Source organism: Paracoccus sp. (in: a-proteobacteria) (assembly GCF_030538495.1).
Lineage (GTDB): Bacteria > Pseudomonadota > Alphaproteobacteria > Rhodobacterales > Rhodobacteraceae > Paracoccus.
Genome location: NZ_JAUNTW010000005.1, coordinates 179,963 through 195,746 on the forward strand (window position 1 = coordinate 179,963; position 15,784 = coordinate 195,746).

Below are 15,784 nucleotides of genomic sequence, written 5' to 3' on the forward strand. Positions count from 1 at the left end.
GATGCGGGCCGCTTGCGTTGCGCTGATCGTGATGGCGGGCGCAGCGGGGGCGCAGACCTTTACCCCGCCCGCCGGCTGTCAGATCACCCTGACCGCGCAAAATCGCGGCTGTTCGGTCGCACAGTATTACCGCTGCGACAGCGACCCCGACGGGTATCAGCGCAGCGCGCTGTTTGACCGCGACGGGCTGGCGCATCTGGGGGTGATCGACGCCGAAACCCGCTGGATCGAAACCCAAAGCCCGCGCGCGGGCATCACCGACCGGCTGGAAACGGACGCCGAAAACCACGCCAGCCTGTCGGAATTGCTGGCCACAGGCCGCGATGATTTCGATTTCTGGACCCGGACCAATGACGGGATGCGCCTGCATCATCAGGGCTGGGACCGGCTGACCGGCGCGACCGCCACCATCAGCGGGCAGGTGCTGGACCAGACCGAATTTCACCTGACCACCCGCGACGAAATCGGGCAGGTTCTGATTGAACGTCGCGGCACGCAATTCATCAGCCGCGATCACCGCCGGTTCTTTGGCGGCGTGGAAACCGTGACCGATTGGACCGGGGCCGAAGCGATGACCGACGACAGCCCCGTCAGCTTTGCCCTGCCGGCACAGCCGGGATTCGGCAGCACAAAACCATTATTCGACTGCGATCAATTGCTGACGCAGCTAAGCCGTGAAAGGGCCGCATCATGACGCAATGGCAAGATCAGGAACAGGCGCGGCGCGACTGGATGGCCGAACACAGCCTGTATCGTCAGGACGACGAACATTCATCCTGTGGCGTGGGTCTGGTTGTGAACACGCAAGGCAAGCCCAGCCGTCAGGTCGTGCAGGCCGGGATTGACGCGCTCAAGGCGATCTGGCACCGCGGCGCGGTTGATGCGGACGGCAAAACCGGCGACGGCGCGGGCATCCATGTGCAAATCCCGGTGCCGTTTTTCTATGACCAGATCCGGCGCACCGGCCACGAACCCGACAAAACCAAACTGATCGCGGTTGGTCAGGTGTTTCTGCCGCGCACGGATTTTTCCGCGCAGGAACGCTGCCGCACGATTGTGGAATCCGAAGTGCTGCGGATGGGGCATTACATCTATGGCTGGCGTCATGTGCCGGTCGATGTGTCGGTCTTGGGCGAAAAGGCGAACGCCACCCGCCCCGAAATCGAACAAATCCTGATCCGCTGTGAAAAAGACATTGATCAGGTTCAGTTTGAACGCGAACTGTATATCATTCGCCGCCGGATCGAACGCGCCGCGATTGCCGCACAGGTGCCGGGGCTGTATTTCTGTTCGCTGTCCTGCCGGTCGATCATTTACAAAGGCATGATGCTGGCCGAACAGGTGGCCGAGTTTTACCCCGACCTGAAAGACGCGCGGTTCGAATCCACCTTTGCGATTTACCATCAGCGGTATTCGACGAACACCTTTCCGCAATGGTGGCTGGCGCAGCCCTTCCGCATGTTGGCCCATAACGGCGAAATCAACACGCTGAAAGGCAACCTGAACTGGCTGAAAAGCCACGAAATCCGCATGGCCAGCGGTGCGTTTGGCGATATGGCCGATGACATTAAACCCATCGTCCCCGCCGGGTCATCCGACAGTGCCGCCCTGGACGCCGTGTTCGAAGTGCTGGTCCGGTCCGGCCGCAACGCGCCGATGACGAAAACCATGCTGGTTCCCGAAAGCTGGTCGAAATCCACCACCGACATGCCGCGCGCCTGGGCGGATATGTATGCCTATTGCAACGCCGTGATGGAGCCGTGGGACGGCCCCGCCGCCTTGGCGATGACCGATGGTCGCTGGGTCTGCGGCGGTCTGGATCGCAACGGATTGCGGCCCATGCGTTATGTTGTGACCGGCGACAACCTGCTGATCGCCGGGTCCGAGGTCGGCATGGTCCCCATCGACGAAGCCAATGTGCGTGAAAAAGGCGCATTGGGGCCGGGGCAGATGATCGCCGTCGATATGTGGGACGGCAAACTGTATCACGACAGCGAGATTAAGGACTTTTTGGCGTCCAGCCAGCCGTTCGGGGAATGGGTGGAAAAGGTCGTGCAGCCGTCCGCCGGGATGGCAAAGCTGCCCGAAACCGCGCTGCATTCGGGCGATGATCTGCGCCGCCGCCAAATCGCCGCCGGTTACACCATCGAAGAACTGGAACATGTTCTGGCCCCCATGGCCGAAGACGGGAAAGAGGCCCTTGCGTCCATGGGCGACGACACCCCGCAGGCGGTCTTGTCGCGCCAATACCGCCCGCTGTCGCATTTTTTCCGGCAGAACTTTTCGCAGGTCACGAACCCGCCGATCGACAGCTTGCGCGAAACGCGGGTCATGTCGCTGAAAACGCGGTTCGGGAACCTGAAAAACGTGCTGGACGAATCCAGCTCGCAGACCGAAATCACCATGCTGGAAAGCCCGTTTCTGGCCAATGGTGAATTTGACGAATTGATGCGTCTGTTCACCGGGTCCGTGACGCAGCTTGACTGCACCTTTCCCGCCGATGCGGGGGCCGATGCCCTGACCGAAGGGCTGGCCCGCATCCGCGCCGAGGCCGAAGATGCCGTCCGGTCCGGCGCCGGTCACATCGTTCTGACCGATCAGGCACAGGGCGCGGATCGCATCGGGATGCCGATGATTCTGGCGACCAGTGCGGTTCATTCATGGCTGACGCGCAAAGGGCTGCGTACCTTTTGTTCGCTGAATGTGCGGTCGGCGGAATGCATCGACGCGCATTATTTCGCGGTGCTGCTGGGCTGTGGCGCGACCACGGTCAACGCCTATCTGGCGCAGGACAGCATCGCGGACCGGATCGAACGCGGATTGCTGGATGGCAACCTGACCGATGCGATGAACCGTTACCGCGACGCCATCGACGGCGGGCTGTTGAAGATTATGGCGAAAATGGGGATCTCGGTCCTGTCATCCTATCGCGGCGGCCTGAACTTCGAGGCCGTGGGCCTGTCGCGCGCCATGGTGGCGGAATATTTCCCCGGAATGCACAGCCGCATCAGCGGCATCGGCCTGCACGGGCTGCAATCGAACCTGCACGCGATTCATCAGCGCGGCTTTGGCGACAACGCCGATCTGCTGCCGGTGGGCGGGTTTTACAAACTGCGCCGGTCGGGCGAAAAACATGCGTGGGAGGCGAACACCATGCGCCTGTTGCAGACCGCCTGCGACCGCGCATCCTATGACGTGTGGAAACAGTTTTCGGCGGCGATGCGGGCCAATCCGCCGATCCATATCCGCGACCTTCTGGACATCAAACCGCTGGGCAAACCCGTTCCGATTGATGAGGTGGAATCCATCACCAGCATCCGCAAACGGTTCGTGACGCCGGGCATGTCGCTGGGCGCGCTGTCGCCCGAAGCGCATATGACGCTGAACATCGCCATGAACCGCATCGGCGCGAAATCCGACAGCGGCGAGGGCGGGGAAGACCCCGCGCACAGCCACCCGCTGCCCAATGGCGACAACCCCTGCGCCAAGATCAAGCAGGTCGCCTCGGGTCGCTTTGGCGTGACGGCGGAATATCTGAACGCCTGCGAAGAACTGGAAATCAAGGTCGCCCAAGGCGCAAAGCCCGGCGAAGGCGGCCAATTGCCGGGGATGAAGGTCACCGCCCTGATCGCGCGGCTGCGCCATTCGACGCCGGGGGTGACGCTGATTTCGCCCCCGCCGCATCACGATATTTACAGCATCGAGGATCTGGCCCAGCTGATCTATGACCTGAAACAGATCAATCCGCGCGCCAAAATCACCGTGAAACTGGTCGCGTCATCTGGCGTCGGCACGATTGCGGCGGGCGTGGCCAAGGCCAAGGCAGATGTGATCCTGATTTCCGGCCATAACGGCGGGACCGGCGCATCGCCCGCCACCAGCATCAAATTCGCGGGCCTGCCCTGGGAAATGGGCCTGACCGAAGCGCATCAGGTTCTGGCCATGAACCGCCTGCGCGAACGTGTGACGCTGCGCACCGATGGCGGTTTGCGCACGGGCCGCGACATCGTGATGGCCGCGATGATGGGGGCCGAAGAATACGGCATCGGCACCGCCGCCCTGATCGCCATGGGCTGCATCATGGTGCGTCAGTGCCAGTCGAACACCTGCCCTGTGGGCGTCTGCACGCAGGACGAAAAACTGCGCGCGATGTTCACCGGATCGGCGGATAAGGTCGTCAACCTGATCACCTTCTACGCCCAAGAGGTGCGCGAGATTCTGGCATCCATCGGCGCGCGGTCGATTGATGAGGTGATCGGGCGCGCGGACCTGTTGACTCAGGTCAGCCGCGGGGCCGCGAATCTGGACGATCTGGACCTGAACCCGCTGCTGATTACCGTCGATGGCGCGGATAAGATCGTCTATGACCGGTCGAAACCCCGCAACGCCGTGCCGGACACGCTGGACGCGGAAATCGTGCGCGACGCCGAACGGTTCTTTAGCGCCGGCGAAAAAATGCAGTTGAATTATGCCGTGCGCAACACGCAGCGCACGGTCGGCACCCGCACCAGTTCGCTGATCGTGCAGACCTTTGGGATGCGCAATTCGCTGCAACCCGATCACCTGACCGTGCGCCTGACGGGTTCGGCGGGGCAATCCCTTGGCGCATTTGCCGCGCCGGGGCTGAAGATCGAGGTGTCGGGCGATGCCAATGATTACGTCGGCAAGGGCCTGTCGGGCGGCACCATCGTGGTGCGCCCGCCCATGGCCAGCCCGCTGGAGGCCGCGAAAAACGTCATCATCGGCAACACGGTTCTGTATGGCGCAACCGACGGCCATCTGTTTGCGGCGGGCCGCGCGGGCGAACGCTTTGCCGTGCGCAACAGCGGCGCAAATGTCGTGGTCGAGGGCTGCGGCACCAATGGTTGCGAATATATGACCGGCGGTGTGGCGGTGATTCTGGGCCGGATCGGCGCGAATTTCGGCGCGGGCATGACGGGGGGGATGGCGTATCTCTATGACCCCGAAGGTGTGGCACGCGATTACATCAACGTCGAAACGCTGGTTCTGTGTCCGGTCACGGTCGATCATTGGGAAACGCAGTTGCGCGACCTGATCGAACGGCACCGCGACGAAACCGGATCGCGGCGCGCCGATCAGATCCTGCAAAACTGGGCGGTCGAACGCGGGCATTTCCTGCAAATCTGCCCGCGTGAAATGCTGCCCCATCTGGCCCATCCGGTGCAGGCGGTCGATGACAGCGCCGCCGTCCCGGCGGAATAAAGGGGGAAACGCCGCAGGGAAACCTGCGGCGTTTTCATTCGGGGCTGGTGCGTGGGGCTCTGGCGCGCGGGGGCGGGCTGTCCTATGACGGGACAGGTTAATTCACCGCAGGGTGCCGCGTGCTGGGTCTTACGTCTCTTATCCGATTGGGGGTCGATACGCTGCGCCGCGACGGGCTGGCGGTGACGGTCCGATCGACGATGCGTTATCTGGCGCGCCGGGCGGTGATGCGGGGCAATCGTTACTTTGAACAGGACGCGCGGCATTTCCGCGACATCGACCTGTCGGCCTATGCGCCGTCACGGGGCGGCGATTTCGATGTGGTGCTGGTCACGGATTTGCGGTTCGCCGGAGGGTCGGGGCAGTCATCCGTTCAGGAACTGGACATACAGGCGCGCCACGGCTTGCGGTCGGGGGTGTATCACATGGCCTCGCCGCTGATCCCCCATGCGACACGGGTTGCCCCGGCCATGGACGGCCTGCTGCGGCAGACCGGGGTTGAGGTGCTGAACACCGCACAAACCCCGATCCGCACCAAGCTGCTGATCTTTCGCCACCCCACGATCCTGAATCCCGGCGGCGATGATCTGCCCGCGATCACGGCGGATCATCTGTGCCTGATCGTCAACCACCCGCCCGTCCAATTCGACCGCATCCAGTATCTGCTGACCGATGCGCGGCGGAAACTGCGCGCCGCCTATGGAGTTCAGCCGCAGATTCACCCCATCGGCCCGCTGATCCGTGCCGAAATCGACGCTGTGTATGATGGCAGCGTGGATTTGGCGCAGCCCGATTGGGTGAATGTGTTCGACATCGCCCGTTTTGCCACGCCGCGCCGCGCGCCCGACCCCGCGCGTCCGCTGCGCATCGGCCGCCATTCGCGGATGGACCCGGAAAAATGGCCTGCCGATGCCGCGACGATCCGTGCGGCCTATCCCGACCGGCCCGATATTTCCGTGCATATTCTGGGCGGCGCCGATGTGCCGGCGCGGATTCTGGGCGGAGTGCCGTCAAACTGGACCGTTCACGCCTTTGGCAGCATCGACCCGGCGGATTTTCTGCGCGACATTGACGTGTTCGTGTATTTCCACCATCCCGACTGGATCGAAGCCTTTGGCCGCGTCATCGTCGAGGCTATGGCCGCCGGGCTGCCCGTCGTGGTGCCGCCGCATTTTGAACCTCTGCTGGGCGAGGCGGGCATTTACTGCGCGCCCGGTGACGTGGCGGATCAGTTGACGCAGCTGCGCGATCCCGCCTATTACACGCACAAATCGCAGCTGTGCCGGGATATGGCGATGCGCCGGTTCAGCACGCAGGTTCATATCGACCGGCTGACGACCATCTGTCATCCCCCTTCCGCCCCAGTCAGGTAACGAAAATTGCATCATCGAACGCGGAAAACCCGCAGCACGACCGGATTGTTCACCAAGGCGATTGATCTGACCCGCACCGTGGGTCTGGGCTATAGCGCGCGGGTGGCGGTGCGGTATCTGGGCAATGCCGCGCTGATCTGGGCCGAGGCTGGACGCGCCGCCGCGACCGGGCAGGGCGATCTGGCGGGCTATGCGCTGCGCTATCGTCCCGGTTCGGTGTCGGCGGTGACGCGCGACGCGATGTTCCGCGCCTGGGTCGATGACCTGATCACGCAAGGGCGGCTGGACCGCGCCGAACAGGGGCTTGAACGTCTGCGCCGCCGCTTTCCGGCCAGCCGCAGTTTTGCCAAAACCTATGCCCAGTTGGCGGTTGAGCGCGGCGACTGGGCGGATGCGTTGCACCGCTGGCAGGGCGTCGAACAGGCGCGGCCCGATCACCTGCGCCCGCTGCCCGCGCCATGGGTGCATCGCATTGGTCTGGACCGGGCCTTGGCGCAAACCGATGCGATGACACCGGGGCGCGCGCGCGCTTTGGGGATGCTGTCGCTGGCCCATGCCCTGCGCAACATCGAAGAAGCGCAGGCCCTGGGGCTGGCGCGCAAAGCGTCCGGGCATTACCGCGATCAGGTGCTGGCTTTGGTGGTGCGGGTGCTGTCCGCGAATATGCGCAGCAGCGCCGCGATCTGGTGGGCGCAGCGTCTGATCCAGACCAGCCAGACCCCGCGCCGCGATATGCCTTTGCTGGTGGATGGTTTGATTCTGGCCTCGCGTTTCGATGACTGCGACCGGCTGATGGCGGATTATGCGGCGCGCTATGGCCGCGACACGCTGTGGCTGCGGGCGATGACCGAAATCGCCTATCGTCGCGGCGATCTGGACGCGATGCGCGCGGTGATGCAGGGCGCGCTTGATGCCAAGCTGGCGCAGTATCACCCCGATGTCCGGGTGTTGAACTGGCTGTATATGCTGATCCATCTGTATCCAGAACCGGGCCGCGTCTTGCCACCGGACATTCAGGATTTGGCACTGGCGCTGACGGCGCGGTATGACGGCCCGATGGCTTTTGGCGGGATGCGCGTGCTGCTGCACCCGGATCGCACGCGCAAAACCGCAGATCGCCACGGCGACCAGATCGCGGCGGCGCGCGCGCAAGGCCGGCCAATGGCCCCCGCCGATCAGGAATTCATGGGCAAAATCGCCCTGCTGCGGCGGGATTGGTCGCGGATGGCTGATCTGGCGGCGCTGCCTTTGCCCGATATGCCCGACCTGAGCGCCGCTAAACAGGGCTGGTCCATTGCGCGGCAACGCATTGACCTGCATCTGGCGGCGGCGGATGTGGCGGCTGCCGAGGCTGCCGCCTGCGATTTTCTGGACCGTCTGCAAGCCGCTGGCTTTGATCATTACGGGATGGAGATCGCCTCGGGGCTGGTGTTTCGCCTGCCCATTTCGGACGCGGTGCTGAGCCGTCTGCTGGCGGCGGCGCAGCGGCTGGATTTCGCGCCCATGGTTCAGCGTCTGAGCGCATGGCGCGACCGTTACGGCGATTTGGACCCGGCGGCGGCGCTGCGGCCTGCGACGCGGGATCGGTGTTTTGTTCTGGGAAATGCGCCATCGGTGGCGGATTTGCCGCTGCATTTGCTGCAAAACGACGATGTTTTTTGCCTGAACCGAGGCTTGCGGGCCAAGGCCATCGGCCTGCCGCAGCCCAAATATCTGGTCGTGGCCGACCCCTATGTGTATCGCAGCCATGCGCATGAAATTGACGCCGACGGCGCGTCGGTGGATCAGTTTTTTATCGGCGCGAACTGCATCTGGCGGCGTCAGCCGACCGTTCCGGCCATGGTGTTTGGCACCTCGGGGCTGAAATTGCCACTGCGGGCGTTTGACCCCGCGCCGCTGCATTTGCACCGCGGGGAAACCGTGGCGATTTTGGCGGCGCAGATCGCGATGCAGATGGGCTATCGCGACATTTATATTCTGGGCGTCGATCTGGATTATGGCGGCGCGGCCACGCATTTTTACGGCGGCGGGCGCAAAGAAACCGACCGGCTGAGCAATTTCCGCCCCGGAGGCTCGGGCGCTGATCTGGTCAATCTGTCCTTTGCCAGTTTGCAACAGACGGCCGCAAAGGTCGGCTGTCAGATGCATAATGCGTCGCCCATGGGCAATCTAACCGCGCTGCCCCGCGTCGATTTCCGCAGTTTGTTTTAACGCGGGGCCTTATGTCGGATCACGAACCGGTCGGACCAAAAGACGGGGCCGGAATGCCGTTTTCGGTGATCCAATTTTCGGTCGTCTTGATATCTTCAAGACTGTGGACATCCAGACAGCCTTGGGTTGGATAGGGCTTGATCCGCGTGCCCATACAATCCCACGGCCCCTGTCCGCCAGGCGTGCGGATGGCATCAGCACGCAGCGCCCAGATCGAATGGTCAAAGAAATAGCAGGTGGGCAAATCCTGACGATTGGCCGACACCGGTTTTCCTGTATTCACAAAGGGTTCCAGCAGGCCCTGATCCGTCACGCCCTTGGCCCGCATGGGGTGGTATTCGTTGAATTCATGGCTGGGCACAACCGAACTTAGGCTGGGATCCGCTAGCAGCATATCAATACAGTCGTCGATAATCTGTTCCGAAATGGTGCCGACATTGGCGTGCTGCACCACGACGATATCGGTGGGACCGTCGGCCTCGATGGCCTTCAGCGCATGGCGGACGGCATCGCAGCTTTGCGCGGTGTCGCTGGCCAATTCATCGGGCCGGCGGATTTTCGTATAGCCCGCAAGCGCCGCTGTGTCCAAAATCCGGTCATCATCGCTGCTGATATAATAACGGCCGATATGGGTGCTGCGCCGCGCCGCCGCCGCCGCCCAATGCAGCAGAGGATGACCCAAAACCGGCAAAATGTTTTTATCTTTCAAAGAGCTGCCGCCGCGGCCGATCATTAACGCTACGATCTTGGGGTTCATTCTTCTTCTCCTGCTGTTTCAAAGCTGTCTAAGAATTTTTGATATTCAACGAAGATCTTTCCATTTAACATATCGGTGTGCAATCGTGCCTGTGCGTTGATAAATCGTTCCCCCAACATACGGTCAAATTCTAAGTTAAACTTTTCGTAACCGCCAGGTGCGCTTGTGAATTCACCGACGTACAGGCCTTTGTTTGTCATGAAAAAATCAATTCGTAGAAATGGCAACGGAACAAGCTTGCTTAGATCTGATGCTATTTTGTTCCAGTTATCAGGGTACCCCGCCCCCGAAAACAGCGCATCGGGATATTTCCCGCTGATTTTTTCTTTGCCATCGACATAAAAACAGTGTTTATCCTCATTTCCCAGCCGACAGCCTTCGAGGGCTAACCCGATTTCACCATAAAAGGTATAGAATTTTAGGTCATTAGGAACGCCTCCATCGTGCCCCTCTAGCAATTCTTCTGTCAGGAAGCGTTTCGAAAGTAAATAGCCGGAATCAATTTGTCTCTTCACCTCGTCTTTGACTTGGTCAAAAGACGAATATTCTTGTTTCGTTTTTAGATTTATAATACGTCCATCAGCCTTGAAAACGAAAACGCCTTTTGAGCCGCTGTCATGCATCGGCTTTAGAATCGTACCCGGCTTGACCGAAATATTCTCGATTCTTTCGCCAACTTGATATTGCTCAGCAACCTTAAAGCCGTTGGTAAGGGCAAATTTGCGACCACTTGTTTTTTGGAAAAGACGTCTGTTTCTTTTGATCCCGATGGATTGTGAAACAGCATTTGTGAACGCCCGATACTGGGACATAGAAGCAGAAAATGACGCGCCGACGGGAATGCGTTTATAGTTCTTTCGGACTCTCCATTCAGTTAAATATTCTGTAGGCACTGACATTAATATCTTGTCATGGAGGTCGGCGCGGCCCAGCGCTGTCATTTTGGAGGCAAGCCTGAATGCAGAAACTGCATTCATTTTCCCATCTTCGCGTGATTTGACGATCGCCGTATCCACAATCGTTTCCAAATCAAGATTCTGCGGCATTTTCAGGTATCGCAAGATATCAGAAAAGGTTGTATCTTCCATCTTATCCTCACGTCGCGCTGCGGAAATATTTGTGGTGTTCGCTGTCGTTCACCTTTTTTTCCTCGGACCCGATAATCACTTCGGCTTCGCGGATGGCGGCGACGTAATCGGCGAATTCGCGCGTGGTCAAATCCAAAGCGACCGCGTCAAAATGCGCCCATTCGGTGTTGCCCAGTTTGACATGCTTTTCCACCATTTTCGCGCCTGCGGCCACGGCCAGTTTAGATGCGGTCGCGCCGAAATCATGGCTGGAATAGGCCGGAACGATATGAGGATGGTCTTTGGACAGGTCGCGGTAATGACGGATCACGCCAATATCGCAATCATGCAGCGGCGTGGGATAGGCCGAATTGCACTGCATCAGATACAGCCGGTCGCAATTCGTGAAGGTTTCCAGCACCCAGTTTTCATAGGCTGTATCGGTCATGCCGGTTGATAGAACAATCCCGCCCCGGTAATTCTGCGCCACATGCGCCAGATATTCGGTATGTTCCGAAATCGTGGACGGCAGTTTCACCAGATCGGGCTGGAATTGCTGCATGAAATGGAATGACGGTTCATCCAGAACTGACGCAAACCAGCGGATGCCCAAATCTTTGCACAGACGATCCAGATATTCAAAGTCATCCTGGCTGAGTTCAAGCTGGCGGCGATAATCGCGGAACGTCTTCCCAAAAGGCGAGACATATTTACTGTCAAGCTGTTCCTGCGAATAAAAGGTTTCGATATCGCGTTTCTGCACCTTGATAAAATCGGCACCTGCGGCGCTTGCGGCGCGCACCATGCGTTCCAGCCGGTGCCGGTCGCCAAAGTGGTTCGTGGTCAATTCGGCGGTAATCAGCACGCGATCCGGCGATTGGGCCGCGTCATGCGCCACACGCGGCAAAAAGCGCGCGCCCAGTTCTTCGGGCGTCAGCGACGAAAACGCCCGGTCGCCGACATGCTGCACATCGATTTCACTGTCGCGCAGCATATACAGCGTGTTGACGAAGTAATATTCCTGCGGCGTAAACCGGTCATGCCGTTCGTTTTTATGGGCCGGTGCAAAATCGTGGTCGATCGCGTGGGCATATCCTTTGTCCGCCGCAAAATCAAAGCCGACCATATAGACGGTTTGACGGCGTCCGCGTTGCTGAGCGATCAGACGCGCCAGACGCAGGGCCGACAGGAACAGAATATCTTCGATCACGAAATCCTGACCCGGCTCGTCGCAGACCAGCCGACCCATCATCATATCGGTGCCTTCCTGAGACCCCGGCACATAATCGCTTTTGATCACATGAATATGCGACCCCGACAATTCGGTCGAGGTAATATACAAGCGCGACCGCCAGCCGCTGGCCTGCAACGCATCATGCACCCAGTCGTCATGGAAAATCGAAATATCGCAGGGCGCGATCCGTTCCGCATCATTCAGGCCGATTACCAAAGCATTGGCGAAAATGGCCGGGTTGATGCGGTCAATCGACGCCCCTTTACCCAGAATGAAGATCGTATCGGTGCCGAATGTCGACGCGATATTTGCGACCTGGCGCGAGAAATTCTCCATGATAGGGTTTTCCTTCAACTTCGATGTCACATTTATGTTCCAGTGCCAGCATCAGACCGGGCAACAAATCCCAAGAATAGGCACCGCGTGGATTGGTAAAGCGGGCAAAGGCGCCACGCACGACGTTATAGAGATTATACACCGCACAGCCCATCAGGCGGCTTTCCTGCGTTTCGGCCATGCCTTGCAGAATTTCGTCGCACATGGATGACGAAAACCCGCGAATACGCGACTGAATGGGCGTCAATTCATCGCCGGTCATCAGATATTCGCGCAATTCCGGCATAAACAGCAGGCTGCCCAAATGCGTTTCGCCATGCCACAGCGTAAAAGACACGCCCCATTCTTTCAGCCCGGAACAGAAATTCTCGGTCCCGTCGATGGGGTCCAGAATGGCGTAATATCCGGTGCTGGTCAGTTTGGTATCGTCGCCGAAACTTTCTTCGCCCGCAAAGGTAATATCGGGGATGTGCGTGGTCAGATAATCGCGGATTAACCCCTCGATCAGGATATCGGCCGCGGTGACGGGGCTGTTATCCGGCTTCAGCGTGATGTCATAGCGTTTGGCCTGAATCGCCGCCATATTGTCGGTAATCAGCGCCATCAACCCATGCATCAGCGCGCGGGTCTGGTCCAGAGAGGGCAGGCGGTCCGTCGGGAAAAGGTCAGTCATTCCGTGGCTTTCTGATGGTCCGGTTCCAATTCCGGCTTGTCTAACCCAAGCAGGTCGTAAAAATCCACCCGCTCCAGACTGTCCAGACGACCGCCCGGTGCGGCGTTCATCAGGCGGCAGCCATCGGCCTCGACCGCTTTTTGCAGGTTTTGGAACGACAGATTCACCAATTCGGTGCCAGATCCTCCGGGGCGGAAATTGGACAGGCGTTCGGTTTCCTTGCGCCCGCCGCCATAGAAATGGGTCACCGGCCCGGAATAGTCCAGATCAACGCCGATGATCACGATTTCTTTATACCCCATCAGATGCGCGATCTGCGCGGCCATGATGACCACCGTTTCGCCGCGATGCAGGTGCAACGGGGCGTGACGGAACGGCGCAAGCGCCATCTTCAGCCCGGAACTGCCCAGCGGGATGGCCGGAACCGTGGGTTTCTGACGCCACAGGCAGTTTGACGCGACAAAGAACTGTTCCACCGACGCGCCGTCGCGGTCGATTTCCGCCGCATGGCTTTTGTACACCAGCGGATCGGCCACAACCAGATATTTCGGCTGCGGCAGCCCCACATCCAAAGCGCGCATCCCGCGATTGACACAGAAAATATCTTCGCCCGCCAATGCGTGCAGCGGCAGCGTGGCAATGGATGGCGCGTTGCCCACGATAAAGCACCGCTTGCGGTCAGCCCGAGGATGCGCGGCGGCGGCGTCAATCCCGGCATAGGCATCGCGCCAGTCGGCCAGCCGCTGCGCCATCTGATCAAAGCCCAGACGCAGCGTGGCGCCATGCAGCCGGTCCACAATCGCCACCGAGACCGGCAACCGCAGCAGCAGCCCCGACATCAGCGACACCATCACATCGTCCAGATCGGCTTGCGCCAGCTGGTCCAGAAACTGCACGGCGATCGCCTCGGCCTGCGCGACATCGGCCTGACCCAGACGCAGATCAATCATGGTGCGGACGATGTTCCAGATCTTTTTCGCGGTGTCGCGGGTGATCTGATCGGGCAGGGGCAGCGCCAGAACCGCATCCACCTGCGCCCAGTCGCGGCGGCGCATGAACATCTGCAACATCTCTTCGCGCAGAACCGGGTCCAGTTCGGTGCCGGTCGTGGTCGCGCGCGCAAGCTGGTCGGCATAGCTGCGGGCGACTGCGTCGCCTTGGGCCGGGTTCAGCAACATGCCCAGCGAACTGGTCAGGAACGCGCCGTCATAGGTCCGCGCCGTGTTCAAAATCAGCGGGTTCAGCTGCGCCGGGAAAAAGCTGTCGGGCGTCGGATGCATGCGGATCAGGTCGTAAATCCAGCGGGTGACGCGCACCGTGCCGGGCGCTGCGGGCCGTTTTTTGGCGGTCGCCGTGGCCATCAGGCTTTGCAGGGCCACGAAATTGCTGCGCCGGTAATGGATTTCCAGCCACGCGCGCAGCCATGCCGTGTCCTGCCCATAATCGCGTTCATACCCATCCAGCAGCTGTTCGCATTCATCCAGCCGAGAGCTTTCCAACAGCGATTCAAACAGTTGCGGATAATAAGGGCGCGGAGCGTCCGATTGGGTGATCAGCCGCTTCAGCCACCAGATCGCGGCGCTGTGGCGGGTATTGGTGGCCAGAACCTGCGCGACCATGGCCTGAACATCGGTGGCATAATGGCGGCGCGCCTTGCGGGCGATCAGCAGGGCTGCGACTTCGTCCACGGGCTGCATCACGGCGGCCAGTGACAGCATACCGGTGGCGCGCAAATGCGGGTCGGTCAGGGCATGGGTCTGACGGGTGGCGTCGGCCACGCCGATGCGATGCACCCATGCGGCGGGCAGGGCGGCAGATTGCGCGGGCACCAGATCCTGCACCCGATGCCAGCGGCTCAGCGCCCCGGCCCAATCCCCTTGCAGGATCGACAATTCGGCATGAAGGCGGGCATATTTCGCGGATTTCGGATGTTGTTCGATCAGGGTTTCGACGCGATCCTGCGCCGCCGCCATATCCTGACCGGCGACCAAGGCGCGGACGGCTTTGTCATTGCTGGTCTGCTGGGTCGCGCCGTCGGTGACGGCAGCGCGGTCCAGCCAGAACTGCGCGGCACCCGTCCAGTCGCCCCGCGCCTCGGCCAGCAAGGCTGCCACGCGCAGGGTCGGGCTGCTATCGGGCGCGATGCTGCGCAGTTGCGCCACGATCCCGGCGGCGTCCACGGTGTTGCCGGTGTTCAGCATCGCGTCCACCACCTGCGGCATCAGGGCGGGGTCGATCACCCAGTCAGCCGCATCCAGCATATGCCAGCGGCGCACCGCTTCGGGCCAGCGTTTGGTTGTCAGCGCCGCGCGGCAATGGGCATCGGCCAGCAGATAATTTTGCGGCATCTGCGCCATGGCGCGGTCAAGAATGGCATCGGCGCGTGGAGCATCACCCATGGCAGCCACGGCCTGCGCCATGCGGATATGGGGCAGGGCGTCTTTGCAGATTTCGCGCTGCCACAGCAAGGCGGCCGCCCGCCAGTCGCCGCGTTTTTCGGCGGCCTTGGCCTGTTCCGTCAGGCTGCCCGATGATGTCGCGGTGGTTTTTTTCGCGCCGCGCTTTTTTGCAGCGGGCCTAGGCCGGTCCGACGACCCAAACGCCGCCCGCCCGATATAGCGGATGCTGGACCCGATGGTGGCCAAAGCACCCGCCTCGGCGTAGCGCGTTGCGACCATTTGCATGATGGTTGGCTTTTGGTTTTTTTTGGCCTTAGCGGGGAACGACACGCGGGTTTCCTTTGATGATGTGCGCAAGACCGGCTGCCCGCGCGTTCTGCGCTGTTTCGGCCTCATTTCCTGCGGGGCTTGGCTGGGACGGTGCGGTCCCGTTTGCTGATCCGCCATGATCTCTGGAAACATTTACACAATATTTATTAACGCGGCGTTAATACCGGTCTGCGATGTGCGG

At 60.6% G+C, this 15,784-nt stretch carries 9 protein-coding genes; 4 read left to right on the forward strand and 5 right to left on the reverse strand.

What is annotated here, in order from left to right; genetic code table 11:
• The first annotated feature begins 1 nt into the window (after position 1).
• The 4 genes from Q4G20_RS06530 to Q4G20_RS06545 all read left to right on the forward strand — a co-directional run bounded on the left by Q4G20_RS06530 (position 2) and on the right by Q4G20_RS06545 (position 8,807).
• The gene (locus tag Q4G20_RS06530) at positions 2-694 is read left to right on the forward strand and encodes a hypothetical protein (RefSeq protein ID WP_303342607.1); all 693 of its coding nucleotides are present in this window, start codon (positions 2-4) and stop codon (positions 692-694) included.
• A complete protein-coding gene (gltB, locus tag Q4G20_RS06535) occupies positions 691-5,223 on the forward strand; it encodes a glutamate synthase large subunit (RefSeq protein ID WP_303342608.1) in 4,533 nt (1,510 codons plus the stop codon). The genes Q4G20_RS06530 and gltB overlap by 4 nt, the downstream gene beginning before the upstream one ends.
• 119 nt (positions 5,224-5,342) lie before the next feature.
• Positions 5,343-6,596 (forward strand): glycosyltransferase, encoded by a 1,254-nt coding sequence (locus tag Q4G20_RS06540; protein ID WP_303342609.1) that lies wholly within the window; start codon positions 5,343-5,345, stop codon positions 6,594-6,596.
• Positions 6,597-6,602: 6 nt separating this feature from the next.
• Positions 6,603-8,807: a lipopolysaccharide assembly protein LapB gene (locus Q4G20_RS06545; RefSeq protein ID WP_303342610.1), complete on the forward strand. Its 2,205-nt coding sequence runs from the start codon at positions 6,603-6,605 to the stop codon at positions 8,805-8,807.
• A 19-nt stretch (positions 8,808-8,826) separates the two neighbouring features.
• On the opposite strand, the gene Q4G20_RS06550 is transcribed toward Q4G20_RS06545, so the two are convergent.
• From Q4G20_RS06550 to Q4G20_RS06570, 5 genes are read right to left on the reverse strand one after another with little or no spacing between them, the layout of a single operon-like run.
• On the reverse strand, positions 8,827-9,564 hold the full coding sequence (locus tag Q4G20_RS06550) for a hypothetical protein (RefSeq protein ID WP_303342611.1): 738 nt from the start codon (positions 9,562-9,564) through the stop codon (positions 8,827-8,829).
• A complete protein-coding gene (locus Q4G20_RS06555) occupies positions 9,561-10,652 on the reverse strand; it encodes an ATP-grasp fold amidoligase family protein (RefSeq protein WP_303342612.1) in 1,092 nt (363 codons plus the stop codon). The genes Q4G20_RS06550 and Q4G20_RS06555 overlap by 4 nt, the downstream gene beginning before the upstream one ends.
• 7 nt (positions 10,653-10,659) lie before the next feature.
• Positions 10,660-12,201: an N-acetylneuraminate synthase family protein gene (locus Q4G20_RS06560; protein ID WP_303342613.1), complete on the reverse strand. Its 1,542-nt coding sequence runs from the start codon at positions 12,199-12,201 to the stop codon at positions 10,660-10,662.
• Positions 12,128-12,874: an inositol monophosphatase family protein gene (locus tag Q4G20_RS06565; protein ID WP_303342614.1), complete on the reverse strand. Its 747-nt coding sequence runs from the start codon at positions 12,872-12,874 to the stop codon at positions 12,128-12,130. Before Q4G20_RS06565 ends, Q4G20_RS06560 begins: the two co-directional genes overlap by 74 nt.
• Positions 12,871-15,558, reverse strand: coding sequence for a hypothetical protein (locus Q4G20_RS06570; RefSeq protein ID WP_303342615.1), 2,688 nt, complete (start codon positions 15,556-15,558; stop codon positions 12,871-12,873). Before Q4G20_RS06570 ends, Q4G20_RS06565 begins: the two co-directional genes overlap by 4 nt.
• Between the last annotated feature and the right edge of the window lie 226 nt (positions 15,559-15,784).